Annotated in this window: 28 protein-coding genes; 4 read left to right on the top strand and 24 right to left on the bottom strand. The window is 59.6% G+C overall.

What is annotated here, in order from left to right; translation table 11 throughout:
• The first annotated feature begins 644 nt into the window (after window positions 1-644).
• Together AC1DIH_RS07480 and AC1DIH_RS07475 are read left to right on the top strand one after the other, a co-directional pair.
• Window positions 645-1,055, top strand: coding sequence for a TadE/TadG family type IV pilus assembly protein (locus AC1DIH_RS07480; protein ID WP_477771214.1), 411 nt, complete (start codon window positions 645-647; stop codon window positions 1,053-1,055).
• Window positions 1,056-1,076: 21 nt separating this feature from the next.
• Complete coding sequence (locus AC1DIH_RS07475) at window positions 1,077-2,192, top strand: TadG family pilus assembly protein (protein WP_477771213.1); 1,116 nt, start codon at window positions 1,077-1,079, stop codon at window positions 2,190-2,192.
• Window positions 2,193-2,510: 318 nt separating this feature from the next.
• On the opposite strand, the gene AC1DIH_RS07470 is transcribed toward AC1DIH_RS07475, so the two are convergent.
• The 24 genes from AC1DIH_RS07470 to AC1DIH_RS07355 all read right to left on the bottom strand — a co-directional run bounded on the left by AC1DIH_RS07470 (window position 2,511) and on the right by AC1DIH_RS07355 (window position 20,147).
• Window positions 2,511-3,482, bottom strand: a complete 972-nt coding sequence (locus AC1DIH_RS07470) for a hypothetical protein (protein WP_477771212.1) — start codon at window positions 3,480-3,482, stop codon at window positions 2,511-2,513.
• Window positions 3,455-4,159 (bottom strand): hypothetical protein, encoded by a 705-nt coding sequence (locus AC1DIH_RS07465; protein WP_477771211.1) that lies wholly within the window; start codon window positions 4,157-4,159, stop codon window positions 3,455-3,457. The genes AC1DIH_RS07470 and AC1DIH_RS07465 overlap by 28 nt, the downstream gene beginning before the upstream one ends.
• The gene (locus AC1DIH_RS07460; protein ID WP_477771210.1) at window positions 4,156-4,710 is read right to left on the bottom strand and encodes a baseplate complex protein; all 555 of its coding nucleotides are present in this window, start codon (window positions 4,708-4,710) and stop codon (window positions 4,156-4,158) included. The genes AC1DIH_RS07465 and AC1DIH_RS07460 overlap by 4 nt, the downstream gene beginning before the upstream one ends.
• Entirely contained in the window at window positions 4,707-5,630 is a 924-nt protein-coding gene (locus AC1DIH_RS07455; protein ID WP_477771209.1) for a hypothetical protein, read from the bottom strand. The genes AC1DIH_RS07460 and AC1DIH_RS07455 overlap by 4 nt, the downstream gene beginning before the upstream one ends.
• Window positions 5,627-6,334: a DUF4376 domain-containing protein gene (locus AC1DIH_RS07450; RefSeq protein ID WP_477771208.1), complete on the bottom strand. Its 708-nt coding sequence runs from the start codon at window positions 6,332-6,334 to the stop codon at window positions 5,627-5,629. The genes AC1DIH_RS07455 and AC1DIH_RS07450 overlap by 4 nt, the downstream gene beginning before the upstream one ends.
• A gap of 8 nt (window positions 6,335-6,342) precedes the next feature.
• Complete coding sequence (locus AC1DIH_RS07445) at window positions 6,343-8,073, bottom strand: phage tail-collar fiber domain-containing protein (protein WP_477771207.1); 1,731 nt, start codon at window positions 8,071-8,073, stop codon at window positions 6,343-6,345.
• 9 nt (window positions 8,074-8,082) lie between these two features.
• Window positions 8,083-8,607: a phage tail protein gene (locus AC1DIH_RS07440; protein ID WP_477771206.1), complete on the bottom strand. Its 525-nt coding sequence runs from the start codon at window positions 8,605-8,607 to the stop codon at window positions 8,083-8,085.
• Complete coding sequence (locus AC1DIH_RS07435) at window positions 8,604-9,776, bottom strand: baseplate J/gp47 family protein (protein ID WP_477771205.1); 1,173 nt, start codon at window positions 9,774-9,776, stop codon at window positions 8,604-8,606. Before AC1DIH_RS07435 ends, AC1DIH_RS07440 begins: the two co-directional genes overlap by 4 nt.
• Window positions 9,773-10,090, bottom strand: a complete 318-nt coding sequence (locus AC1DIH_RS07430; RefSeq protein WP_477771204.1) for a DUF2590 family protein — start codon at window positions 10,088-10,090, stop codon at window positions 9,773-9,775. Before AC1DIH_RS07430 ends, AC1DIH_RS07435 begins: the two co-directional genes overlap by 4 nt.
• Window positions 10,087-12,207, bottom strand: coding sequence for a phage tail tape measure protein (locus AC1DIH_RS07425; RefSeq protein ID WP_477771203.1), 2,121 nt, complete (start codon window positions 12,205-12,207; stop codon window positions 10,087-10,089). Before AC1DIH_RS07425 ends, AC1DIH_RS07430 begins: the two co-directional genes overlap by 4 nt.
• 5 nt (window positions 12,208-12,212) lie before the next feature.
• Complete coding sequence (locus tag AC1DIH_RS07420; RefSeq protein ID WP_477771202.1) at window positions 12,213-12,353, bottom strand: DUF6890 family protein; 141 nt, start codon at window positions 12,351-12,353, stop codon at window positions 12,213-12,215.
• 23 nt (window positions 12,354-12,376) lie between these two features.
• Window positions 12,377-12,667 carry a putative phage tail assembly chaperone gene (locus AC1DIH_RS07415; RefSeq protein WP_477771201.1) on the bottom strand — a complete coding sequence of 97 codons (291 nt, stop codon included), beginning with the start codon at window positions 12,665-12,667 and terminating at the stop codon, window positions 12,377-12,379.
• 52 nt (window positions 12,668-12,719) lie between these two features.
• Window positions 12,720-13,172 (bottom strand): lysis system i-spanin subunit Rz, encoded by a 453-nt coding sequence (locus AC1DIH_RS07410; protein ID WP_477771200.1) that lies wholly within the window; start codon window positions 13,170-13,172, stop codon window positions 12,720-12,722.
• On the bottom strand, window positions 13,172-13,705 hold the full coding sequence (locus AC1DIH_RS07405; protein ID WP_477771199.1) for a lysozyme: 534 nt from the start codon (window positions 13,703-13,705) through the stop codon (window positions 13,172-13,174). The genes AC1DIH_RS07410 and AC1DIH_RS07405 overlap by 1 nt, the downstream gene beginning before the upstream one ends.
• Window positions 13,702-14,025, bottom strand: a complete 324-nt coding sequence (locus AC1DIH_RS07400) for a hypothetical protein (protein WP_477771198.1) — start codon at window positions 14,023-14,025, stop codon at window positions 13,702-13,704. Before AC1DIH_RS07400 ends, AC1DIH_RS07405 begins: the two co-directional genes overlap by 4 nt.
• Window positions 14,022-14,234: a TraR/DksA C4-type zinc finger protein gene (locus AC1DIH_RS07395; protein WP_477771197.1), complete on the bottom strand. Its 213-nt coding sequence runs from the start codon at window positions 14,232-14,234 to the stop codon at window positions 14,022-14,024. The genes AC1DIH_RS07400 and AC1DIH_RS07395 overlap by 4 nt, the downstream gene beginning before the upstream one ends.
• A complete protein-coding gene (locus AC1DIH_RS07390) occupies window positions 14,234-14,683 on the bottom strand; it encodes a phage protein (RefSeq protein ID WP_477771196.1) in 450 nt (149 codons plus the stop codon). The genes AC1DIH_RS07395 and AC1DIH_RS07390 overlap by 1 nt, the downstream gene beginning before the upstream one ends.
• Before the next feature lie 6 nt (window positions 14,684-14,689).
• Window positions 14,690-15,805, bottom strand: a complete 1,116-nt coding sequence (locus AC1DIH_RS07385; protein ID WP_477771195.1) for a DUF2586 domain-containing protein — start codon at window positions 15,803-15,805, stop codon at window positions 14,690-14,692.
• Window positions 15,806-15,816: 11 nt separating this feature from the next.
• The gene (locus tag AC1DIH_RS07380) at window positions 15,817-16,500 is read right to left on the bottom strand and encodes a phage virion morphogenesis family protein (RefSeq protein WP_477771194.1); all 684 of its coding nucleotides are present in this window, start codon (window positions 16,498-16,500) and stop codon (window positions 15,817-15,819) included.
• Entirely contained in the window at window positions 16,487-16,939 is a 453-nt protein-coding gene (locus AC1DIH_RS07375) for a phage tail protein (RefSeq protein WP_477771193.1), read from the bottom strand. The genes AC1DIH_RS07380 and AC1DIH_RS07375 overlap by 14 nt, the downstream gene beginning before the upstream one ends.
• Window positions 16,936-17,397 carry a head completion/stabilization protein gene (locus tag AC1DIH_RS07370; RefSeq protein WP_477771192.1) on the bottom strand — a complete coding sequence of 154 codons (462 nt, stop codon included), beginning with the start codon at window positions 17,395-17,397 and terminating at the stop codon, window positions 16,936-16,938. The genes AC1DIH_RS07375 and AC1DIH_RS07370 overlap by 4 nt, the downstream gene beginning before the upstream one ends.
• A 99-nt stretch (window positions 17,398-17,496) precedes the next feature.
• On the bottom strand, window positions 17,497-18,201 hold the full coding sequence (gene gpM / locus AC1DIH_RS07365; RefSeq protein WP_477771191.1) for a phage terminase small subunit: 705 nt from the start codon (window positions 18,199-18,201) through the stop codon (window positions 17,497-17,499).
• The gene (locus tag AC1DIH_RS07360; protein ID WP_477771190.1) at window positions 18,198-19,220 is read right to left on the bottom strand and encodes a phage major capsid protein, P2 family; all 1,023 of its coding nucleotides are present in this window, start codon (window positions 19,218-19,220) and stop codon (window positions 18,198-18,200) included. The genes gpM and AC1DIH_RS07360 overlap by 4 nt, the downstream gene beginning before the upstream one ends.
• Window positions 19,221-20,147, bottom strand: coding sequence for a GPO family capsid scaffolding protein (locus tag AC1DIH_RS07355; RefSeq protein ID WP_477771189.1), 927 nt, complete (start codon window positions 20,145-20,147; stop codon window positions 19,221-19,223).
• A gap of 163 nt (window positions 20,148-20,310) precedes the next feature.
• Between AC1DIH_RS07355 and AC1DIH_RS07350 the strand changes: the two genes are divergently transcribed.
• Both AC1DIH_RS07350 and AC1DIH_RS07345 read left to right on the top strand, forming a co-directional pair.
• Window positions 20,311-22,368, top strand: coding sequence for a terminase large subunit domain-containing protein (locus tag AC1DIH_RS07350; protein WP_477771188.1), 2,058 nt, complete (start codon window positions 20,311-20,313; stop codon window positions 22,366-22,368).
• The gene (locus AC1DIH_RS07345; protein WP_477771187.1) at window positions 22,304-23,143 is read left to right on the top strand and encodes a phage portal protein; all 840 of its coding nucleotides are present in this window, start codon (window positions 22,304-22,306) and stop codon (window positions 23,141-23,143) included. The genes AC1DIH_RS07350 and AC1DIH_RS07345 overlap by 65 nt, the downstream gene beginning before the upstream one ends.
• The last annotated feature ends 78 nt before the right edge of the window (window positions 23,144-23,221 follow it).

Raw genomic sequence — 23,221 nt, 5'->3', positions numbered from 1 at the left:
AATTGCCGAATAGCCCACAGACCCCGCGGCGGGCCTGGGCGGGGGTATCGTTTACACCACCATCCACCTTTGCACAAAAAAGGAACGCAAAGCCCGTCGGCGGGAGGGGGATAAGTGCTTTTTCATCTATTTTTTGTCTTGGCTGGTATTTTTGCCGGTACGGCTATATTTGTGTGCGTCACTTGACGCAACCCGACTGAAATCCCTCCCGCCTATAGACTCCGGGCATAACTGAGCAAGCTAACCACTTCAATCGCCAATTAATATTGCGAAAGCTTGGATAACTACAGACTCATGGAGCGATTTGGAATAAACCCTTTATGAATGTGCCGGTAGCGCGCAATTACTTATATCGTTGATTTATATTGGTAATGCGTAAGATTGGGTGGGAGTTGGCCTCTGTGGCAGCTACTTCAGCAGCCAGATTTGCAACCACTGTGCGGGTTGAGGTTTTTGGAAATCCACAAATGGACGCGAGGCAGGCTTTACTTCTGACCAAATAGATCTATGGTAAATACATAGTCGGCTGATTATTTTACGATACCAATAGAATTGCTAGTGATTTCTATTTGGGTTGCACATGTAGCTCTAGGGCATACACCATCGTAAAAGTGAGTATATATCAGGTAGCGAAGGTGGATAACATGAAGAAAAAACAACAAGGGCTTGCCGCTGTCGAACTCTCACTCGTGCTACCAGTTCTTTTCCTAATAATATTCGTCATTATTGAGTTTAGTATTGCCCTTTATGACAAGGCTATAATAACGAATGCCAGCCGAGAAGCAGCAAGAGCGGGCATAGTGCTAAAGACTCCAAAACTCACCACTGCTCAAATCCAGAGTATTGCTAATAACTATCTGGGCACCAACTTGATAACATTTGGATCGGCCGTCACCCCGGTGGTAACTATTCCCTCAGGAGCCGGAGGACTTTTTGGCACACCGCTAACTGTTCAAGTCTCATACCAATACTCCACTATGGTTCTGGGCGGCATTCTCCATGTAGTCAACAATCCGATTAACTTATCGGCGACAACAGTGATGCTAAATGAGTGACTTCAACTTAGGATACTCACCATGTGTACAATGGTTGAAATAAAAGCATTGCCACATACCCATATGGCCCCCCAAAAAAAGGCAGGTCATGTTCGGATTAAGAAAAACCAGCAGGGCGCAGCATTAATTTTAGTGACTATTGCACTGCCCGTGCTGTTCGGCGTTACAGCTTTGGCTGTAGATTTTGCTTATGCTTACGTTGTGCGTAACGAACTTCAAAACGCCTCTGATGCCACTGCCCTTGCAGGCACGGGTTGTTTATACCCGCGTACCGAGTGTGGAAACTCAACCAGTAGTGCACCCGATTTCACTACGGCATCCAGTCACGCAAATACGGCGATTTCGCTCAATAAATCCGGAAACACCACTTTAACAAGCGGCAGTATTAGAACCGGTTACTGGGATGTTACAAACACTTCAATTGGTGTGCATGCTTTGCCGGCCGCATCAGATTTTCCAGCGATACAGGTGACCATCACGAAAGATACCGGCCTGAACGGTGGGCCTGTAAACACTTTTCTTGCGAGCATCTTCGGGGTTAAAACCGTGCCCGTAACTTCCACTGCTACTGCGATAATAGCAAGCCCCGGCACCGTTGCGCAGGGGCTTCTCCCCGTCGTAATGACTAAGTGCATGTATGATAATTATTGGAACTCAAGTTCATATCCACCACAACCAAAAAATGACCCCGCCACGGGAAAGCCCTATGTAATTAAAGTTGGATCATCTTATCATACCGGGGCTTGCGAAGCTGGGCAGTGGACATCATTTGGCGTTGACAGCAATAACGTCCCAACGATAAGAGACCTTATTACTAATGGAAACCCAACACCACTTAGTATCGGAGATAGCACCTGGATTCAGCCCGGCACTAAAACCACACTTTTCTCCTCGATAAACAGTTGCAGTGCAGCAGGTGACAAAAGCTGCGAGTATGTTACGATTCCTGTTGTTGTAAATATATCCACTCATTCATTTGCTCCCATTGTGGCCTTTGCTTGCCTCCACATCGACTTAGCAGATGGGGGGTCGGGAAAATACATTCAAGCTGAAATGAGTACAAAGTGCCCCCCTCTTAATTCAAGTGGAATCGGCCCAGCGTATGGTGCCATTACACCACCACGACTTGTTCAGTAGGGCAAAGGCGGTAGTATCATTGGTACAATCTATGGCGGTATTGTCGTACTGCCGCTCAGGCTTATTACTCTTCAAGTATCTGAAGGATTGGGCCTAACTGAATCTACAAGCCTAGAAAGCGCTCAACAAAAACAAGTAAAATTCGGTTAAGACCGGAAGAAACATCCCGAGGCATAGTTAATTAAACCACAGATCAACCCTTATTAAGCCCAGGCTAATTAATTCACAACCGCTAGAAGATCGAGCACCAAAAACTCTGCCTAACAATGGAGAACCTATCAACTCCGATTGGCTCCACAGCTAACATCAGAGGCGTAATCAAAGGGTGATCGGCTTCATCTTGCCGACCAGTTGCTTGGCGGCCTCTGACGCAGCAGTAAACGCGGCGGCATTGGTGGGCGGTGGTGTTGATCCGTGTGTATGCCCAGCCAGTTGGCTATTCATCTGCTCCACCAGATCGAGCAGATCACATAGCACTTGCAACACATTCACCCCGCTCGATCCAATCCAGGTCTTTGGCGCCTCGTACCGCTGACTGACTTTGGCCACGCTTTGGCGCAGTCCCTGAATCCTCTCCTGCATGTCACCACCCACCGTGGCGTTGTGCGTTTTCCCGACTACCAGGTTCAAGTCTCGGCCAGTGGCCTGGTGCAAATCATCCACCGCCGCCAGGCTCGCTGAGCCGCCTGACAGCAGCTTCAACGCGCCCAGCGCCTCAATCTTTTTGACGCCGCCTACCGATTCGGTCGAATGATCGTCGACCGTCCTGGTGTGGCTCTGGAACTGCTCGCGGTTCTCCAGGGCTTCCACGTCGCGCTCGATCGCCTTGTCAGTGATCTTGCCGTCAGTCTGGCGCAGCCAGTTGCCATCGGCATCGACGCGCTGCTGGGCGGCCTCGCTGTGCTGCCAAACCTGATCTCCCTTTGGCACCTTGGGCATGCTCAGGCCGTGCGGGAGGATCGTCTGAATATAGGGCTTGTTTGGCAGGCCGTAGGCGAAGCACACGACTACCTGGGTGCCCTCCTCCGGAAAGGCATACATGCCCATTTCTTCGCCACCGGTGGGCAGTGGCAAGGGCACGCCGGCGAGCTGGGGCAGTTGCGGATCGGGTTCACCGTCTGGCCCCAGGACCTCGATGTCGACCGCGTAGCGCGGCCGGAAGTCGTCGCAGATCCCGGCGCCGGCGGGCGCATCAGCCACAGCAATGACGCGGGCAAAGCGCGGCAGGTGGTAGCCGCCGGTGAGTTCGGGAAACTGGCGCTCTACAGCGCGGCGGATTGCGTCTTCCATCGGATGGCCATCTGGTCATTGGCAAGGGCCACACTGGTGATGCGCTCGCCGTGGTTGATTGTTGCACCTGGTCGTAACCCGGGAAGGGCCGCGATCATCGCGCTCTGGTTGCCCTGGTAGCCGTCGAACAGCTCCGTAGGGATCTGAAGCGGCGCCCGTGCGCCAAAGAAACTGTCGGCCCAACTGCCGGCAAACACTTCACCGTTGCCCAACTGGTGCCAGGTGAAGTCGGGGATGTTGAACACCCGGGCCAGACTGTCCATCGCCTGGTAACCGGCGGCCAGGCTGTAAAAGAACGGGGCTTTGACGCTGGCGTAGGGCCGATCGGGAACACGGAAGCGCAGGCCGGTTTGTTCGCTGACCTGGGCCAGCACGGCACGCAGATCGACATGACGCAGGTTCAGCGGCAATGGGTTGGCCAACACGGCGGCCAGCTCGCGGCAGAACAACACCTGCTCGATGCCGTTGGCGGCGGTGCAGCGCTCGACGTAGCCGATAAAATGCCGTTGCAGCGTGCCGTCGTTGTAGCCGATATCCAGCGTCACCAGGCCTCTCACCGATTCCGCGGACTTGATCGTGAACGTCGCCCGCCCAGGGCTGGAGGCATCCAGTCGAACATCCTCTTTCACCAGGGCGAACGGCGCGCCATTGATCGCCAAGACTTTGTGCAGCTTCACGTCGGCTCACTCCCGCCCAGCCACTTATCGACGCGGCCCAGCACCTTTTCGAAGCCGCTCAACGCCGGGTTGTCAGTCGTCGAGTCTTTACCCTCACCACCACCGTCGCCGACCGCACTGCCTGGCCCGCCTTGTGCGTTGACCTTGTTGCCGGCGCGCCGACCTTCGACCTTTTCCGGGTTGGACTGACGTTCGCTCAGCGTGAACTGGACCAGCCAGGCGCGCAGTGAATCATCCTCGCGCGCGCTGATCCCATCGGAAAACTCGACCTGGCGCACGCCGAAGGCCTCGGCCGAGTCGTTGACGACGCGATACAAATGCAGCTGGCCACCGCCGGCAGTGGCTTCGGCCAGGCGCATCAGATCGATTAGCTGGGACTTATCCACAAACGGAATCATCAACGAGATAGTCAACGTCTTGGGCTTGAATCCTTTGTGGGCCTTGTCGGTGTTGCTGGTCTGGCCGGACATGTCGCCGCTTTCAATGCGCAGATTGGCCGTCACCTTGAGGTTCTTGCCCTGGACCTTGTGGCCGTCGAGTAGCAGCGTCATAGGCCGACCAGCTCCTGTACAAAACTCAATCCTTCTTTCGAACCGACCAGGATCACACCGGCGCACAGCACCCACTCATGCCCTGGCGCATCGCCGGTCAGCAACTCGTGCCGCAACTCGCTGGTGTTGCCCGGGCCGATCAGGCGGGCCCGCATGCTGACGTCAGGGTTTCCCCCAGCCAGCAGACTTTTCAGGTCAGCCAACTGCTGATCGCGGCCCTTTTGCTGGGCGGCTTTGCGAGACGCCAGTGCGGCCAGATCACCCAACGGCGAGCTGTCGGCCGCGTAGCTCTCCAGTACCGCCAGTTGGCCGGTCATGGATTGCTTGGCAGCCTTGACCACGGTGCAGCGCTCCAGGGGCAGCGTTTGCCAACGCGGCAACGGGCCGGCGCCAGGGATCTCCCACTTTTCCGTTTCCAACTTGACCAGGTGCTGGGCACGGCGTTCGGTGCGGACCAGGTCGGGGATCGGCAGCAAGGCGTTGAACCGCGACAAGCTGCTGGCCAGCTGATCCAGGCGCGTGCCCAGGAACAGGATCGACAGCGCGTATTGCGGACCAGCCGGTCGCCCGGTGTCGGTCACGTCCTCCAGCTTTTTCGCCAGGTGCTCCAGCAGGTTCGGCGCCGACAGGAAACGCTGGTAGCCACTGCCCTGGCCAATGCCGCTTTGAAACGGCGTCACCACCAGGCACGCCGGCACCTGACCCAACTGCTCAGCCAGGGCCGCACGGCCGGCGGCGATCGCGCCTGTGGCGGCGTCACCGACCGGCCCCGGGTTGGTGCTGGCCAGGCCGTTCAGTCCGGTCAGGCGTTGCGCGGTGCTGGCCAGCTCACCACTGGCCAGATCCTTGGCCGCCGTCAGGCCGTCCATCCATTGCGTGGCCTGTTCTGGCCAGCGCATGGTCACCGGTGCCCAGGTCATGCCGGCGCCGTCCAGGTGATGGCTTTCATGGCCTTGAGGTCTTTGTCTTTCAGGGCCTTGGCCACGGCTTGTCGAAGGCTGTCAGCGTGCTGCATGGCGGCCTGTTTGAAGCGCACCAGGTCCTGGCTGACCTTTTGCAACTGGGCGATGGTGTGCGGTCGAAAGGCTTTCACCTGGTCAACGTCATAGCAGGGGTATACGTCATCCAAGCCCAGCAGCACCTGTCCGTTCAAGTTCACCTGGTCATCGATCGCGCTGCTGTAGCGGTACACCTCACCCAAGGCAGTCGAACTGAAGCCGGCGGCGATGTACTGGCTGCATTCGGCGCTGATCGCCTGCTGTTTTTGCTCATGCAGCGCAGCCAGTACGGCGTTGATGTCGTCGATCCATTCGCCGTCCTTCCAGATCTGATTCGGTCCCGGCTTTTTCAGGGTGTAACCCGCCGGCAGCGAATCGAAGCCTTCGAGCGTCTTCGGCTCCCCGGTCTCGATGCTGTAGGCGACGACTCCGCCGAAGTAATCCACCAATTGCCAGGCCCGACCATTCCACCAGGCAACTTTATGCTCAGGAATCGCTGGTGGTGGGACTTCCACGCACCCGCCGGGAATCAGATAGACACCCGGCTCTAGAGGCGATTCGGCGGCCTCGGCAGACCCGATGAAAATGCCCAGGTGGTCGGTCTGGTACACGATTTTAGTGGTCATGGTCGGTCTCAATACTTGATGCAAAACAGAAGGGCCAAGTTCTTTGGACGAGTCTCAGCGCCACCGGCGGCGGACACCGTCACGCCGTGGCTGTGAGTCCCGGCGCCGCCAATGCCGACGGTGTGGCCATGGTTACCGGCAATTTCCATAGATACGGTGTGGGCATGGTTGCCGGCGTAATCCATTCCGACGGTGTGGGTGTGAGAACCGGCGTGGGAGGTGTTTTGCTGGCCGTCCGCTTGCTGGACGGAGTTGATACCGCCGGAGCCTTGACCAATGCCGGGTACACCGTTGCTGGCGTGAGCGTGATTGCCTTGCATATCAGTCCAAGCGCGGTGCCCGTGCTCGCCCTGTCCATCGGTCCACGATCGGTGATTGTGGTTACCCTGGACGTCGGTCCAGGCACTGTGAACGTGGTCGCCCACCGCAGCGGCTGAGGCGCCGTGCCCGTGGGAATGCAGCATCATCTCCTGGTACGAGCCGAAGGCCCGGTTGGGGTCTACTCCGCGACCATCGTCCCAGCCTCGCGGAAATAGCCCGCGCATATCGGGCAGATTGAACGTGTTCACCCCGTCGCCGGCGCCGTAGGTAGTGCCTAAGCGGGAGAACAGACTGTTGTAGGTAGTACGAGATACCGCCGCGCCGTTGCACGCCAGCCAGCCGGTGGGTGGGTAGCTCATCGAAAACGGGGCCACCATGCCGATCAGAGACGCAGCAATCTGCTGCCTGACTTTGCTCAGCGCGGCGGTGGTGGCCAGGATCTCGCTGCTGTTGCTGTCGGGGTCGTCGCTCTTGGCATTGGGCAAGTTGCCAAGGTCGACATCCTCCTTGGTCGTCGCCCGGGCACGCAACTCTGCATAGTCGCCAGTACGTGCAGCAAAGTATTTAATCAAGGGGCCCGCGGCCGGCTCAGCCGGTCGCAAGTCCACGATCTGGCTCGACGAGATGTAATCGGCAATGGGCACGCAGTAATGGCGGTTTCCGGCGGCGTCGGTGTAATCGACCTGGTTGCCATAGGCGACCTTCCAACTGGCCACCCGATCATTGAATTGGCGTTCCAGGCAGACGTCCAACCAGACTTTGCCCACAGGGATAACGCCGGTGACCACGAACGGTTCGTCCAGGGCCACCCGAATGCCTTCGATGTAGGCCCCACCTGGTCGAATCTGAAAGCTGGTACCCACTTTTTCAAAGGTCAGCGAACCACTGAAAAAACACGCACGACCATACATCGTTCGATTGCTCATGCGCCCGCGCTCATCGATGCCGGCCAGACGCACCGTGAAGTCATGCTGCCAGGTGCGTGCGTCGATCGTGACGGCGGTCAACTTCATCGCACCATCAAACGCCACCAGGAAGTTGCGGGTGATGTTGTTGCCGATCTGAAGCGGCGGGATGTTCTTGCGCTTTTGCTGTAGCGGCACGTAGGACACGGCAAACAACACACCGTCTTCGTCCTCCAGGCCGACCCAGTTGAAATCCCAGTCGCCAACATCCGAGCCCAGTTGCGCGCTGTACACCACCTGGTTGGGGTTCACATAGCCGGCGTTTTCTTTGGGGATGGTATAGACGTGGACGATCTGCCCCGCCGGCGGTTTGCCGGCAGCACGATCGACCGGCGCCAGAGTGTTCAGCCCGGGCACATTGGCAAAGATGAATTTGCTGACAATCTGCGGCTTTTTCTGGCTTTGCTTGAGAGCAATTTGGCTTTCGCCGGCCAAGGTAATACTGGCGCTCACGGTGCGCTCCTACAGGCGGGCAATCAGCGTTTGCTGATCGTCGTTGAAGTCGATAAGGGCGATTTGCAGCGCCACGGGGGTGATGGTCACGAAGTCATAACGCCGGCACGTCCGGCCGTATTGCTGAATCAGTACGCGCAGCAACTCGGGGTTGAGCGACAGCTGCGCATTGCTGAATTTGAGCAGCACCACGTCCCAGTCCCGATCGGGTTGGCGCTCCTCGATCTCGACGTACCCCACGCCCAGGCGTTCGAAAATGCGCTTCATGCCGGCGGTGCTGCCGGCGTCCACCGAGTTGATGAAGGCGTATTTCACGCGCAGACGAAACAAGGCCTCAGGTTCGCCATTGAAGCGCGTGACATCGCGCTGCCAGGCCCACAGCTCCAGGATGCTCAGGTGACAAGTGTCGGGATCAATCTGGTGATACGGCCAGCGCAGCCAGCCGGCGACCGTCTCCCACCAGGCTTGCGCGGCGGCGACCAGCTTCGACAGTTCGGTGCCGGCGAGCCAAAAGGGCAATTTTATTTTGATCATCGCGGGGTCACCGTCAGCGTCTGAATCCGGGGAATGTTCAGGCCTGAAACGATGTCTGGAGTGATGAACCGCAGTGACTGAATATCGGGAAACTGGCTGTGCAGTTCCTTCGTTAACACACTGAAACTGAACCGCGACTGGGGATAGGTCAGCGTCGGCTGGTAGTCGCGCACGGTGCTTTCACGAAAAGCGGCGCGAATGAACAGTTCCATTTCGGCTTTCAACGTAACCGCCTGCTCAGCCGTGAGGTTGGCCCGTGGCCACAGGTCCACGCTGATGGTGTACGGGACCTGTGGCATGACCATGGCCAACAGGTCATCCCCGTGGCCATGGTTGCCCTGGTCCCGAATGTGCGCGTTGATTTGTGCCAGGTAGCTGTCCGCCGGCACACCCGCGTCAAACAACACAAACGCATTGGCACTGCCGGGGCCGCGTGGCGCACCATGCTCGAAGTACACACCATCCGGCCGCACGCCCGGGAAGGCAGAAATCATGGCCCGATACACAGCGTCGGTGTGCCACTGATTGACCGCCGAGAACTGATTGCGCACCCTCAGGCGTAGCTGGTCGTTGGGCTCCGGATCTGCACCAGGTGAAGCCAGCCAGCCGTCAGCATTGGCCACCTGGACGATGCCAGGCACCGGCACGGGCAGAATCGCGTAGTAACCCGGCGCCAGGTTGTAACCGCTGCCGGCGTCTTTCGCCTCCACCGGTACTTCCAGTTGCAGTTGCCCTACCAGGAACGTACCGGCGGCGGTAGTCGACAGCTCGTAAACGTGGCCATTGATTGCAGCAGAGTGGACGACAATGCCCTTTTCCAGCTCCATCACGCCGTCTGGCGTAGCCCGGGTAAACAGCAAGGTGCCTTGGGCTTTGGTCGCGCCCTTACGCTCGACGTTGACGGCCCAAGCGAGCATGTCCAGCCACGCATCCACCGCCGTTTTCACAAAGAAGTTCGGCAGGATGGTCAGGCACAGGAAATCGAGGAGCCACAGCACGGGCTTGGTGACCAGGGCCGTCATCACTCGCCAGAACGGCGAATAGCTGCTGGTGTTCGCGACCTTAGCGCCCTGGGCGACTACCTCTTTTTCCCAAGCCGCTTTCAAGCCCGCCTCAGTGGTCGGGATGCCGGTGTCAGCGATCACCTGTTTAAAATCGACCTCGCTCACAGGGTCACCTCGATCAGTCCGAATTTCAGGGTTTTGGCCGTGACCAGGTACTGCCCAGGCTCTAGCTGTTTGATCAACGCGGTGCCTGGCACCAGGCGTTCGTCAGACTCCACCAGCAGCTCCAGTTGCTGAATACAGTCGCGCTGTCGCAGGCGGTCGCGCTCGGCCACCAGGGTCACCAGCAGGCCGCTGTCGCGGATCATGTGCGCGATGTCCTGGGCAATGCAGGCGCGATCATCGATCAGCCGCGGCTGGCGAGACGGGTCCAGTACCAGGTCGTTGTCGACAATCAACAAATCCACGTACTCGCTCATCCGCCCACCGCCATGGCGACCATGTTTTCCATCTCCAGCGGCGTCATGGTCTTGCCGGTGTGAATGTTCACGTTTTCCACATGCGTGCCCTTGTTCTGGCTGCTGCTGTTGTTCTGAATGCTGGTCAGCAGGCCGCCAGGCGGCACCGCTGTCGGTCGCGTCGGGGACAGGCTGGGGATTGCCGCATTGATGGTTTGCTGGGCTTTTTCGGCAGAGTTCGCGGTGTCGGCTGCCGTCAGCGTCGCGGCGACACCGGGCACCGTCGGCATGGCGCCCAGTGCTGGATTGACGCCAGGCACTGCTGGTATTTCCGGCACACCGGGCAACTGGCCCATGCCGGGAACCGTGGCTGGAACCGCAGGCATCACCCCCACGGCGGGATCGATGTCAGGCATCTCAGGCATGTCGCCGAACCGCGCCTCGATGTTCACGCCGGGGATGCTGTTGATCAGCTCAATCAGGCTGTTGATGGCCTTGTAAAAGACGCCGACGATGCTGTCCCATGCGCCTTTGGCCATGCCAGACCAGCCGCCCATGGAGTTGAACCAGTCGGCCAGCTTCTGGAACTGCTCGCTGACAAACTTGAACGCCTCGCTGTTAAGCAGCGCCGTGGTCCATTCATCCCAGTAGTAGACGGCGGCGGCCACGGCCGCGACCAAGGCGATTACGCCGATCACGATCCAGACGATCGGGTTGGCCAACAGCGCCGCGTTGACCAGCCATATCGCACCCTGCCAAAGGAGCATGACGCCGCGAATGATCCCCATCGCGGTGGTCAGCAGTGTCAGGCCAGCGACGTAAAGCACCACAGCAGCGGCTTGCAGCAGGAAGCCGGCGATGGTGCGCAGGTTGAGCAACTGGACCACTTTCCAGACTGTTACCAGGCCCAGCCAGGTCATCCTTGAAATGCCCACCACCAGGGTGAGCAACGACATGGCGCCGACAATCCCCATGATGGTCAACGCGGTGATGCCGATCACGCGGGTGATGTTGGGGAACAGCTGCGACCAGCGCACCAGCGTCTTGCCGATGTCGACCATCTTGTTCATGAACGGCGTCAGCACCGGGATCAGCACCTGGCCAAACACCACGCGCATGACCTCGACCAGGGACGCCCACTGCTGCCAGGGATCGACCATGGCCTGGGCCATCTGCTCGGCCTTCTCCAGACCGCGCACCTTGCCCAACTGATCGAGGCTGTCGCGCAGGCGTCCGGTGTCCTTGGCCAGTGCGCCAATCACCTGGGCACCTTCACCGCCGAAGGCCTCCATCAGCTTGGCCCCGGCCGACGCGCTGGTCAGATCGCCGAACTTGCCCTGGAGCTTGTCCAGGATGGACATGATCGGCAGGATCTTGCCCTGCTGGTCGGTGAACTTCATGCCGAGCTTTTCCGAGGCGGCGCCGATGTTCTCGAAAAACGCCTTGTAGCGCCCGCCGGCATCGCCGCCTTCCATGGTGCTGCTCAGCGTACCGATCACCGCCATCTGCTCGGCCAGGTCCACCCCGGCTGTGGTGGCGATCGCGCCGGCTTCCTTGAATGCATCCTTCATCGCGGCGCCACTGGTGCGGAACAGCTGCACTGCTAGCGCAGTCTGCCCGCCGAGTTTTTCGACCCACGCACCTTTGCCCATGGCGTCGGCCTGGGACTTTTGCAGGTTGTAGAGGGTGCCGACGTATTCGCCCATGGTCGCGGCGTCGGTCTTGGTGGCCTTGGCCACCAGGTTGCTGGTGTTGGTGAACGTGGCCAACTGACTGCCGGCCAGGCCTTTAATCGCGCCATCGATCTGGTAAGCCGAGGCGACAAACTCCCGAGCGTTCTCGCCGTAGTTCACGGCGAACTCCAGCGACTTGCTGTTGAGCGCGGTCAACGCATCCTCGGCCACGCCCAACGATCGGACTTCGCCCAGGGCGCGATTGACCTCCAGCGCCGGCGCCATGGATTGCTGAATGCCGACCACGGCCGCCGTCAGACCGCCCAGGCCGAGGCCCATCGTCTTGATGTGCTTTTCGCTCTGTTCGGCAAGGTCGGAAAAACCCATTTTCACCTTGCCCAGGGGCGCGGTGACCTTGTCGGTCAGGCTCAAAATGAAAGCAAGGCTGGCGCTACGGTCTGCCACTGTCGTTACCCGTTCAGCGCAACGGCGATGCCGTTAGCTACGGACATCTCCATGCGTCTCCAGTATTCGTCCTCCAGCCACTTGGCCGTGCCCATCGCTTCAGGCGTGGGCTCGGCGCCAGGTAGCCAGTGGTTCGTCAGGGCCACCAACTGGCCCAGGCCGTTTTCGGTCAGGCGCTCAGCGTGGCCGAGCGCTTTTTTACGATCACTTCAACCTTTGGCCCGTACTCCTCGAGCAGTGCGCCGGCGAGCTGCATCACCATCACCGGATTGACCAGGAGTGGTTTCAGGGTGGCTTTTTCTTCCTGCTTGACGGTGGTCATCAGCAGGTTGTTGCCCGGGGCGACCTTGTTGGTCTGGGTCAGCGCGTTGAAGTACTTGGTGACGTCTGGCGGGGTCAGGGTGAAAGTGAATTCCTGCTCGCCGACTTCCAGGGTGATTTCTGCGTTTTGCTCGTTCATGGGGTAGCTCTCTTGTTGAGGTTGAAAAGTGGTTGCCCAGGGACGCCGGTTTTCACCGGCACACCCTGAGGACGTGTTGCTGTAGGCCCAGAATCATTTGCTTGCTGAGGGCGAGCTGATCTCTGAGGGTGAAATAATCTCGTCGAGCGTCTGCTGCGAGTTCGGCGGCTCCTGCATCAGCCAGGCGGCCGGCGCCGGGATCGGCGGGCACTGCGGCTGGACAGGTGGCTTTAACGCGCAGCCGCTTAAGGCCAGCGTCAACATCGCGGCGCAGGCTTTGGTTTTCGGTGATTGCATGGTTCAGTTCCGTGGTGCGTTCAAGATCGATCGCGTCCCGTTCGGCCAACATCTCGCCGCTGATTCGGGCCGCTTCGCGCAGGCCGTTCACTTCGGCTTGCGCACTGTCGCGTTCGCGGCGGGCGGTGTCGCGCTGACCTTCCAACAGGTCAAAACCGAACCAGGCCACCCCACACAACAACAGGAAAAACAAGGCATCACGCGGCATCACAAGCCCGCCTTGCACAGATCCGCTTCCGCCAAACGCCGCGCATGCAGGCCCCGGACGAACTCCTTTTTGCCCTGGGCATTGGTGACAAAGGCCCACACGGGTGTCTTGCCATCCGCCGCCCAGGCCAAGGCGTTGCAGCCTTCGGCGATACGGCCGGCGTTGATCAAGCCCATCGCTCGACTGGCGCAGGTACTGGGCACGCCGACGTTGTGGGAATGGCTGCTCAAGGCGTCAAAAGTGTTCTGGCCCACTTGCTGATTGGTGATGCAGTCGGCGAGCTGCAACTGTCCTTTCTGGATCACCAACTGCTCGACCTGGTCGCATCGAGCGGGAGACCAGTAGTCGCCGATCACGACCGGAAACGGGCTGGTGTAACGAGTGATGCCCAGGCACACGGTCGGCAGCCCTCGGGCCAGCTTGTCCGCGTAAACGACGTTCTGGCCCTGGCCTTCCCAGGTGCCCAGGAACACCACCAACGAGGTACTGCACAGCGCAATGGCACCGGCGGCGATCTTGCCGCGCAGGCTCATGGGAACCACACCCGAAGCAGTGCCGGCACTGCCATTTGCAGCACGGCGCCGACCAGGGTCAGGATGGTCAACAGCCGGCCCACCTTCGAGCCGATGTCGTTGACCGCCACGGTCAGCGTCTGCTGGCCGGCGTTGAGTTCCGAGAGCTGGCCAGCCATGTGTTCAAACTGCTGTTCCAGCTTGGTGACGCGCGTCGGCACGGTTTCGTGGCGATCTTCGATCTCGCCCACCCGGTGCTCGATCACCGCCATTTTTCGCTCAAGGCGTCCGAGGCGTGCGGCATCAGCGACGGGCTCGACGGGGTGTTGAGCAGTGGTCATCGGCGGTTACTCCGCTCTGAAAGGGATTCGCAGGGTGTGCAGCGGAGAATCCCGCCCAGGGTTCGACGGTTCTCGGGGATCGGTTTTTCACAGTCCAGGCAGTGGATGCGGCTCGGACCTGAAGGACGCGGCCGCGCTCGCTGAGCCGCGATCGCGTGTTCACGCTCCAGCTGTTCCAGCGCCGAGGCCTGTTCGAACYAATCCCCCATTAGCGCAGCCCCTCGATCTCGGTAGCGTCGAGGTACGGCACGCCGTTGATGTGGACGAAGTCCGGACTGGTGACGTCGAACGGCACCTTGTGTTTGCTCTTCTCGCCGCCCTTGGGATCAATGCCCAACAGGCTGGAGATTTTCACCTTGCAGCCGAACGCCTCCACACGCAGCTCGTCGTCGCCAGCCTTGGCGAAGAACACCACGTCGAACGGTTTCAGGGCGCGGAAGCTGCCGGCGGATCGGGCCGCATCGATCAGCAAATTAAAGTTGCTGGAGTCCAGTTCGAATTCGCCGGCAGCGGCGACATCGCCTTCTACGAAGCCGTCTGGCACGCCCCGGGTTTGTGCTACGGCTGAGTTGTCGGTGATATCCAGGGTGCAGTTTTCGACGTGCAGCGACAGGTCACCCAGGCTCACATCGAAGTTCTTGCCGCCAATTTTTGCCATTGGGCGTTACTCCGCTTTGTCGTTGGAAAGGTCCAGGGCGATGTTCGCCTTGAGGTCTTTCGGGCAGTTGAGGGGTTTGAGCTTGATGTAAGCCGTGACCTTGGTTTTGCTCAGCCAGCTCAGCACCAGGTCACCGTCTTTCGGCGGCTCGATGTCGCCGGGGAACACTTCACCGTTAAAGACGGTGGTCTTGGCCATGGCACGCAACGGCGCCATCAGTTGGTTGGTGTTGACCGCCATGCTATTGGGGGTGCTGTTCAAGCGGCGATCGGCCACACGGCGGATCAGTAGCACTCGGACCAGGCGCGCCGCCTTGTCGGTGATGCGCAGGTGTTCAACGACCTGAAAGTCACTCGCTGGGGTGTCGAGCATGTTGCCGTCGCCCCAGTACACGCCCGGATAATCTGGATAGGTCTGCGACACGGAGAACCGCGCCCGGTCCAGCTCGCTGCGCACCGCCGACGACAGTGGGATTTTGTCGGCATCGATCGGCACCGGGCCGAGGCCCAACACTGGGCCGGTGGCCACGCGCATCGGGCTGTCAGCAATGCTCACGGACGCGTTGGCCAAGCGACCGGCCAGCACGCCCAGGTCATTGCCGTGCAGTTGCGGTACCGGCAGGACACGCGGCGCCGCCAGATCGGCCACCAGGGCTTTCTGCTCGGTGACGTACTGCGCCCAGGTCTGTTGCACGGTGATGCCGGCAGTGGACGCCATCACGAAAACACGACGGCCGTAGGTGTTGTTCAGCGCAATGGCCGCGTCGTGCATGGCCGACAGCTCGTCCGCCTTGGCCACCGGCTTGGTAATCACCACGGCCTCGACCGAAAACCCCTGGTGCTGGGCTTTTTCCAGTGCCTCGGACCAGTTGCCTTCGGCGCCGATCGGAGCGGCTACGCAGGCCCAGCGCTGACCACCGTTGAGACGGGCAGCAGTGATTTGGGCTTTCAGATCGTTGGGCGCTACGCCCAGGGCCGCGTCCAGGTCGCTGTCGGTGTTCAAGGGGACGAACTGGCCGACGTTTTTGGTCGCCGGACCGATGAAAAGGAAGTAGCGCTCAATCTCTGTTACGGCACCCTGGCCCAGATTGAGATTGTCGACGGTGACTTGACCGAGTGCCATGCAGTGCCTCGTTAGCGGGGTGAATGTAGGATTTGTTGCAACACCTGGTTAATCAGCAGGCTGGTGTCGCGGTCGGTGTTGACGCCGATGAACTGGCGTTTTGGCAACGTGATTTCCCAGCTCTGCGCGCCGCTGGATTCACTGCGCTCGTCGTCGAGGATGCGAATCAGCAGCCCCGCCTTGGCGTAGTTCACATGCTCTTGAATCCACGCCACTGACGGCCGGGTCAGGGTCTTTTTGCCCGCCTGGCGCACACGGAAGCCCAACCGGCGCAAGCGCTTGGCTTGCTTGTCGGTGGCGGCCAGGCCGGGTGGAGTTCTGTTCCAGCGGCGCATCTGCGCGGCGGTGCGGCGCTCACTGACGCCATGGTGTTGCTGCGCGGCGACCCAGCGAGTCAGGGCGTTTTTCCAACCCAGTTCCGCTTCGTCAGCGCTGACACGGGTCACCACCATCAGCTTGGCCAGGCCGGCTTCCATCTTCTTTTTGCCCTTGCCCGATCCCTTGCGTGCCTCGAAAGGCGAACCGTCCAGATTCTGCTGATCGCGTACACGTCGGCGGCTCATCGTCCGCACGCGCTTGGTGACGTTGTTCAACAGCCGTCGGCGCAGTTGCGGCGGCAGGCTGAGCAGCGCCAGTTGCGCTTCCACGGCCAAGTGACCACGTGCGTGGAGTTCGAAGGTGCTACGCCCCGCCATGGGTGGCCACCTCGCCGCGTTCCGCGACCCACAGGTCAAACGGTACGAACGCCCAGGACTTTCCGAAGGCTTCAATCTCGCCGGCCGGGTCTTCGGCCAGGTATTGCGGTTCGACGAACTCCAGGGTGATTTCCACGTCGAACAAATCGCTGTCCAGCGGTTCAACCGCGAACAACGGCGCCGGCAACTCGTGCCGATCACGCTCCGGATCGTGGTTCTCCAGCCAGCTGCCGACCAGGGCCATCAGCCGCGCCGGATGATCGGCGAAGCGCTCCAGCACGATCGCGGCGCGATAGCGCATGTTGCCCAGGTGCATACCGTCGACGTCGGGTTTCCACACCAGTTCCAGCGTGACCTGCTCGGTCCAGCTGTCGAGTTGTTCCGGCAATACCAGGCGGCGTTCGATCAGATAGCGGGTCAGCGCTTGCAGTTTGGTCATAGCAGCGCCGCCGTGATGCGGCCACGGCCTTGCAACGAGCGAACGGCCTGTTGGCTGAATGCCAGGAACGTTTCCTTGCGCTCCGGTTCCTCTTTGCCCAGGTTCTCGGCACTTTCGCGGCGGACCACCGAGGCGAACTGCGGCAGCAAACTGGCCTTGGCGCGGCAATACACAGCGCGCTTGTACGTCGCTACGTGAAATGTGCGCTCGGGCAGCACCATAGGGTCAGCAGATTCAACGCTGGTGATGCCTACGGCCTGCCATCTGCCTTTGCACTTGGCCAGATCTCGATTGACCTCGACCATCGCGGTGGTCAGATCAGTGACCAGCATCTCAACCAGGTACTCCGCCGGAAGGCGGTAACCCTTCTGAAACTCGACCACGGAGAGGTTCGGCCAGAAGCCGTCGTTCTCGATCGCTTGCTCCACAAAGGTGGTGGGTTTCCCGGAAAAGCTCATTGCTGGCCACTCAAATAGGGGCGGGAAAACTGTTTCAGTGGGTCAGGCCATAAATGGTTGGCTCACATCCACAGTTTCTCGCCGGGGGGGGTAGTCGGGTTATTCGGCGGCTTGGTCAGCCCGTTGTTTTTCCAAGGCCTTGCGAGACCCTTTCAGGCGCGTATCCACACCTATGCTGGCGTACAGCTCTGTGGCGCGTTCAAAGTGGCGGATCGCCTTTTCCCAGTCCTTGGCGTCCATTGCGCGGATGCCAATCAACTTGTGGTACTTGGCCGGGATTTGTTCGGTCAGATCCCATTCACCATCTACAAACGGCAGCATGTCGCTCAGGTATGGCTCGGGACTGCGCCCGCATTTCTGCTCGTTGTCAGCCCACTCAATAACCGCATCGCCAACGAAGGTCGGGATGTCACGCTTGAAGCGCTCCGGCATCGACTGGCCTTGCTCGATGGCGAACATCGCGACTTCAAGGCCCAGTTCGAATTGCTCGGTGTCGAACAGCCAAACCATGACTTGCATCAGCACCGGATTCGGGTGGTTCAATCCGGAGTCGCGGTAACGCTCGACGTAGTCCATGTATTTGGGCAGCAGCTCGTCACGCTTGAGCAACTGACGGCTTTCGAGATTGTTGATGTCGCCGAGGCGTTCCAGGTCGATCGCCAAAGCGCCTTCCATCAGCTTGAGGTGCTTTTGCGCATTGGCGGGACTGGCCAGGGCAGTGCTGGAGCTGTAAGGCTCGACACCTGCCACTGCCGTCGGGCCTAGCGCGAGAACACGCCGCTTGTGGGCCAGGGCGATGCTCACGGCAGCAGCTCCAGGTTGCCGGCTTCGATGGCGGCGAACTTCTCCAACTGCTCGATCACGTAGCCCTCATTGCGGCCGTTGTAATCTTCGACGCGGGAGCGTTTCGGGTTCTCGATCAGGTGGCGGCGCCAGCTGCTGTCCTGGAAGTACAGCGACAGGTTGTCCCAACTGGTGACCACCACGCCGGTGGCCGGAAAGTGTGGGATCAGGAAGGACGGCAAGCCTCCATAGGTGGCGATTACCTGGGCGCCTTCAATGCGTTCTTTCTCGGTCGGGGTGTCGCCCTGTTTGGCGTACAGCTTGCCCTTGTCATTGGCCAACAGGTCGCTGCCGATGATCGCGATCAGGTCGCCAGCATCACGGAATACCGGGTCAATCATCTGCTTGACGTCATGCACCAGGGCGTCAAGGTTGGCGTAGTCGCCGCCGGCGCCGAGGGTGATTTTTCCGGCGGTCTTGCCTTCCTTGAGTACCTGGGCCGGGATCTGCTCGCGAGCGATTTGCAGCCAGCCTTTGTTCACGTCCTCCAGCATTGGGTGCGCGTCGATGTCGGTCTGTGACGCCGCATGCGTGCCGTGCCAGCCGATCATGATTCGGTCCAGGGCGATTTGACGTTGCACGGCCGCGCTGTAGCGATCAGCAAAGTCGGGGAACTTGGCCCAGCTGTCGATCTTGGCGAACGACAGGCCCACGTCGGACTCGGTGTGGAACAGCTCGTAGTCCAGACCAGACAGGTCGCTGAAATCCTTAGCTTCGCGGTCCTTGGTTTTGGTGTTGGTGCGGCTGGACACAGGGCCAGTCACGCCGATCATCACTTTTTGGCCTTTGATTTCGCTGACCGGCACCACGTTGATGCGACTCAAAAAGTCGGATTTCTCGGTGATTTTGTCGTTCAGCTCCTGGGCAATGGCAGGCTCGACGGCGAACTGGCGGGACGCATCCTGGACGTTGTACGTCTCGGCCAAGTCATCCTGCATGAGGGCGAACTGTTCCTGGGCGTTACTGCTCAGCGTGGCCATTTACACGACTCTCCGCTTTTGGCTGCGAGTCGCGCCGGTGGTGTGCGGAACCTGGCGACCTTTCGGAGTGTTCAGCAGCGTGTTGAATTTCTTGTCCAGGTTGGCAATGGCCATGGCCAGCGCTTTGTTGGTGGATACACCCTTGCCGCGACGGGAGAATTCGCGCTCTTCTTCGGCGGTGTCGAGAATGTCCTGAACGGAGGTTTCGACGTTGTCGATCGGTTCCTGCTCAACCACTACGTCAGTCGTCGCAGGCTCGATCAAGGTTTGAATGCCGGCAGTGACCAGCAGCAACTGTTCAACCAGTGCCGCCAGCGCTTTGGCTGTAGCTTCATCCATTGGGGGTTTGCTCTCTGTTTGGGTTTGCGGAGGTGCTGCGGGGGATTCTTGAAGGCCGAGTCGCTTGAACAGGCTGGTGACCATCGCAGTCAGCTTGCCCAGCTCACCTTTTGGCTCTGTGTCCGTCAGGGAGCCAAGTTCCACCGCGTCGGCGAAATAGGCGTCCTTACTGGTCTTGCGGGAAAAATAGAGTTCCTGAGTGCCCAGGCTGGCCGGGGAGTCGGTGACGGCCAGGCCGGTCAGGTAGGCTTTGCCCGAGCCCGCGAAGTTGGGGGTGACTTCGATGCTGGTGAACAGCTTTTCGCCCTGGTCGTTGAGCGACAGCAGTTTGTCGTTGGGCTTGAGCTGTGCCTCCAAGCCAATTTGGCCAGGCTCTAGATCTTCGCCTTCTTCAACCAGGCGCACGGCGTACACGGTGCCGTGGGAGCCCATCCACCGTTCGTGTTCACTCCAGATCACCGCCGTGTATTTCGACGGTTTGTAGGTCTCGGCGACATCACGCAGTTCCTGGGGAAGGATCTCGCGACCATCGGCGGTGGTGCCGCTGGTCGCGACACGTTTCCATAGCGAAACAAGGGAACGGGGCATGGGCGTTAACTGCGCTCAATCGGTGGTTTGAGCCGCCACGATAGGGAGCCGACAGCACCCAAACAAACGCTTTGCTTTTGCGTTCCTCCTATATTCACGATCTAGGAGGTTGGCGGAATTTAACCCCGCGTTTTGCGCGTTTTCGCCGCATAGACTGCGGCCCATGCTCTATTCAATCGAAGTCAAAGAAGCCGCCAAACGCCTCTATCTGCGCCGCTGTAAGCCGCGAGAGATTCAGGCTCAGCTCAAGCTGCCGAACATCCGTATCGTCTATTACTGGATCGCCAAGGGCGGCTGGGACGAGATGCTTTCGGACGAGGAACCGCTGACGGCGGTCGGCCGGCGAATCACCCTCCTCCTGGAGAAACAGACCACCCTGACCAAGGGCGAACTGGACGAGCTCGACCGGCTGACCACCGTTCGCGATCGGCTGTTGAAGCAATCGACCAAACCGTCGCCGGCGTCGATCGGCGATGCGCCGGCGGAACACCAGGGCGAGCGCCAAGGCCAGCGCGGCGAACGTCGAGAGCGAGGCGACAAGGGCGGCAAGAAGCGCGAGAAGAAAGTAAAAAACGACGTCAGCGAACTGACCGAGGTCGACTTTCTCGACAAGTTCATCAGCAAGATGTACGGCTATCAGAAAGAGCTGTTCGCGGCCAAACAGAACCCGCTGACGTGTCGAATCCGGAACATCCTCAAAAGCCGCCAGGTGGGCCTGACCTACTACTTCGCCGGTGAAGCGTTCATGGACGCCGTACTGACCGGCGACAACCAGATTTTCCTGTCGGCCAGTCGCGCCCAGTCCGAGATTTTCCGCAGCTACATCATCGCGTTCGCACAAGAGTGGTTCGGCCTGGAGCTGACCGGCAACCCAATTGTGTTGAGCAAAGACGGCAAGCCGTGGGCCGAGTTGCGCTTTCTCAGCACCAACAGCAGCACTGCCCAGGGTCACCATGGCCACGTCTACATCGACGAATATTTTTGGATACGCGACTTCGAAAAACTGAACACCGTCGCCAGTGCCATGGCCACCCACAAGAAATGGCGAAAAACCTACTTCTCTACGCCCAGCGCTGTGTCGCACCAGGCCTACCCGTTTTGGTCCGGCGAGAAGTTTCGCAACGGCAAACACAAAAGCGCCAAAGACCCATGGCCCAGTGAAAAACAAATCGCCGCTGGAGCCCGCTGCCCGGATGGTCAATGGCGCCAGGTCATCACCATCCTGGACGCAATCGCCGGGGGGTGCGATCGGTTCGACCTTGAGCAACTGCAACTGGAGTTTGACGGCGACAAGTTTGAACAGCTGTTCATGTGCAAATTTATCGACAGCACACAGAGCGCTTTTTCCCTGTCCGACCTGGAGCGATGCTACTCCGATCTGTCGCTGTGGACCGACTACGACCCCGACGATCCGCGCCCATTCGGCAACAGCCCAGTATGGATCGGCTACGACCCCAGCCGCACCCGCGACGATGCCAGCTGTGTGGTCATCGCTCCGCCGCTGGAGCCAGGCGCCAAGTTCCGGATTCTGGAAAAGCACAGCTGGCGTGGGCAGTCGTTCAAATTCCAGGCCGAGCAGGTCAAGAAACTTACCGAGCGTTTCAATGTGCAGCACATCGGCATCGATACCACCGGTATCGGCTACGGCGTGTTTGACCTGGTGCGCGACTTCTACCCGCGTGCGACCTCGATCCACTACAGCCTGGAAACCAAAAACACCCTGGTACTCAAGGCACAGGACACGATTCAGGGCAGCCGCATCGAATGGGACGCCGGCTGGAACGACATCGCCCAGGCGTTCCTGACGATCAAGCGCGGCACCACGGGCGGTGGTCAGGTCACCTACAGCGCATCTCGTACCGACGCCTCGGGCCACGCCGATATTGCTTGGGCAATCATGCACGCCCTGGCCCACGAACCCCTCAATACCAACAAGCAGCGGCGTAGTCGCTACTCACTGACTGGATCAGCAAACAATGGCGCGAAAAAAACGACAGCAAACACCGGCAACCAAAGCCCCCGGGCGAGCGCGGATGTTTTCCTTCGGCGCTCCCGAACAGGTACTGAGCGAAAACATCGGGCAGTACCTGGGCGTGTTCGCCACGCACGACGGCAGGATCTACACACCGCCGGTGTCGCGACAGGGGCTGGCCAAGTTGCTGCGCGCCAACGCACACCACGGCGCCATTCCCGGGTTCAAGCGCAACCTGTTGCTGCGTGAGTTCATTCCGTCGGAAGGCTGCTCGATCGCGACCATGAGCCGTGCAGGACTCGACTTTATGGTGTTCGGTGAGGCGTACTTCCTACGCAACCGCAATGCCTTTGGCCAGGTGCTGGAAATGGAGCATCTACCAACGATCAACATGAGGGTCAAAGTGAATGGTGGTTTTGTGATGTTGCTGCCGGACGGCAAGGAAGTGGAGTTCGACCAGGACGAGATCGAGCACGTCATGAACTACGACGTGGAACAAAACATCTACGGCGTACCCGATTACCTGGGAGGCATGCAGGCGCTGCTGCTCAACGAAGCCGCCACCCTGTTCCGCCGGCGCTACTACAGCAACGGCGCCCATGCGGGCTACATCTTCTACACCAACGACCCGAACCTGAGCGAAGACGACGAGGACGAGCTGAAGGCCCAGATCACTGCCAGCAAAGGTGTGGGTAATTTCCGTTCGATGTTCGTCAACATCCCGGGCGGTGCGAAAGAGGCGATCCAGATCATTCCAGTGGGGGACTTCCAGGCCAAGGACGAACTGGAGAAGGTCAAGAACATCACCCGTAACGACGTGATTGCCGCTTGGCGCATGAACCCAGCACTGGCTGGGATCATCCCGGAAAACAGCGCGGGGTTTGGCGATATTGAAAAGATTGACCGGGTCTACACGAGTAACGAGATTCGTCCGATCTGCCAGCTGTTCAACCAGCTCAACGATACGTTGCGGCCGGATCGGTGGATAAGTTGGCGGGACGCTCCAGCGCCGGCGGATACTTGATGTAGGGGTCTCGACACGAGAAAGGCACTACATCTTGTGGCAGAATAGTGCCTTATTTGGAACCTTGGGGAAGGGGCA

It is taken from the genome of Pseudomonas sp. 05N36, from assembly GCF_056397385.1.
The sequence above is the reverse complement of the archived record's forward strand: the minus strand, read 5'-3'. Positions and strand labels throughout refer to the sequence as shown.

Excerpts from the sequence above, each read along its gene's own strand:
- AC1DIH_RS07380 (WP_477771194.1), bottom strand. The coding sequence starts at position 16,500 with ATGGCGGGGCGTAGCACCTTCGAACTCCACGCACGTGGTCACTTGGCC.
- AC1DIH_RS07410 (WP_477771200.1), bottom strand. The coding sequence starts at position 13,172 with ATGCCGCGTGATGCCTTGTTTTTCCTGTTGTTGTGTGGGGTGGCCTGG.
- AC1DIH_RS07390 (WP_477771196.1), bottom strand. The coding sequence starts at position 14,683 with ATGGCAAAAATTGGCGGCAAGAACTTCGATGTGAGCCTGGGTGACCTG.
- AC1DIH_RS07480 (WP_477771214.1), top strand. The coding sequence starts at position 645 with ATGAAGAAAAAACAACAAGGGCTTGCCGCTGTCGAACTCTCACTCGTG.
- AC1DIH_RS07375 (WP_477771193.1), bottom strand. The coding sequence starts at position 16,939 with ATGACCAAACTGCAAGCGCTGACCCGCTATCTGATCGAACGCCGCCTG.
- AC1DIH_RS07450 (WP_477771208.1), bottom strand. The coding sequence starts at position 6,334 with ATGACCACTAAAATCGTGTACCAGACCGACCACCTGGGCATTTTCATC.
- AC1DIH_RS07460 (WP_477771210.1), bottom strand. The coding sequence starts at position 4,710 with ATGACGCTGCTACTCGACGGCCACAAGGTCCAGGGCAAGAACCTCAAG.
- AC1DIH_RS07360 (WP_477771190.1), bottom strand. The coding sequence starts at position 19,220 with ATGGCCACGCTGAGCAGTAACGCCCAGGAACAGTTCGCCCTCATGCAG.
- AC1DIH_RS07475 (WP_477771213.1), top strand. The coding sequence starts at position 1,077 with ATGTGTACAATGGTTGAAATAAAAGCATTGCCACATACCCATATGGCC.
- AC1DIH_RS07400 (WP_477771198.1), bottom strand. The coding sequence starts at position 14,025 with ATGACCACTGCTCAACACCCCGTCGAGCCCGTCGCTGATGCCGCACGC.
- AC1DIH_RS07355 (WP_477771189.1), bottom strand. The coding sequence starts at position 20,147 with ATGCCCCGTTCCCTTGTTTCGCTATGGAAACGTGTCGCGACCAGCGGC.
- AC1DIH_RS07415 (WP_477771201.1), bottom strand. The coding sequence starts at position 12,667 with ATGAACGAGCAAAACGCAGAAATCACCCTGGAAGTCGGCGAGCAGGAA.
- AC1DIH_RS07370 (WP_477771192.1), bottom strand. The coding sequence starts at position 17,397 with ATGAGCTTTTCCGGGAAACCCACCACCTTTGTGGAGCAAGCGATCGAG.
- AC1DIH_RS07350 (WP_477771188.1), top strand. The coding sequence starts at position 20,311 with ATGCTCTATTCAATCGAAGTCAAAGAAGCCGCCAAACGCCTCTATCTG.
- AC1DIH_RS07470 (WP_477771212.1), bottom strand. The coding sequence starts at position 3,482 with ATGGAAGACGCAATCCGCCGCGCTGTAGAGCGCCAGTTTCCCGAACTC.
- AC1DIH_RS07440 (WP_477771206.1), bottom strand. The coding sequence starts at position 8,607 with ATGATCAAAATAAAATTGCCCTTTTGGCTCGCCGGCACCGAACTGTCG.
- AC1DIH_RS07455 (WP_477771209.1), bottom strand. The coding sequence starts at position 5,630 with ATGACCTGGGCACCGGTGACCATGCGCTGGCCAGAACAGGCCACGCAA.
- AC1DIH_RS07405 (WP_477771199.1), bottom strand. The coding sequence starts at position 13,705 with ATGAGCCTGCGCGGCAAGATCGCCGCCGGTGCCATTGCGCTGTGCAGT.
- AC1DIH_RS07430 (WP_477771204.1), bottom strand. The coding sequence starts at position 10,090 with ATGAGCGAGTACGTGGATTTGTTGATTGTCGACAACGACCTGGTACTG.
- AC1DIH_RS07385 (WP_477771195.1), bottom strand. The coding sequence starts at position 15,805 with ATGGCACTCGGTCAAGTCACCGTCGACAATCTCAATCTGGGCCAGGGT.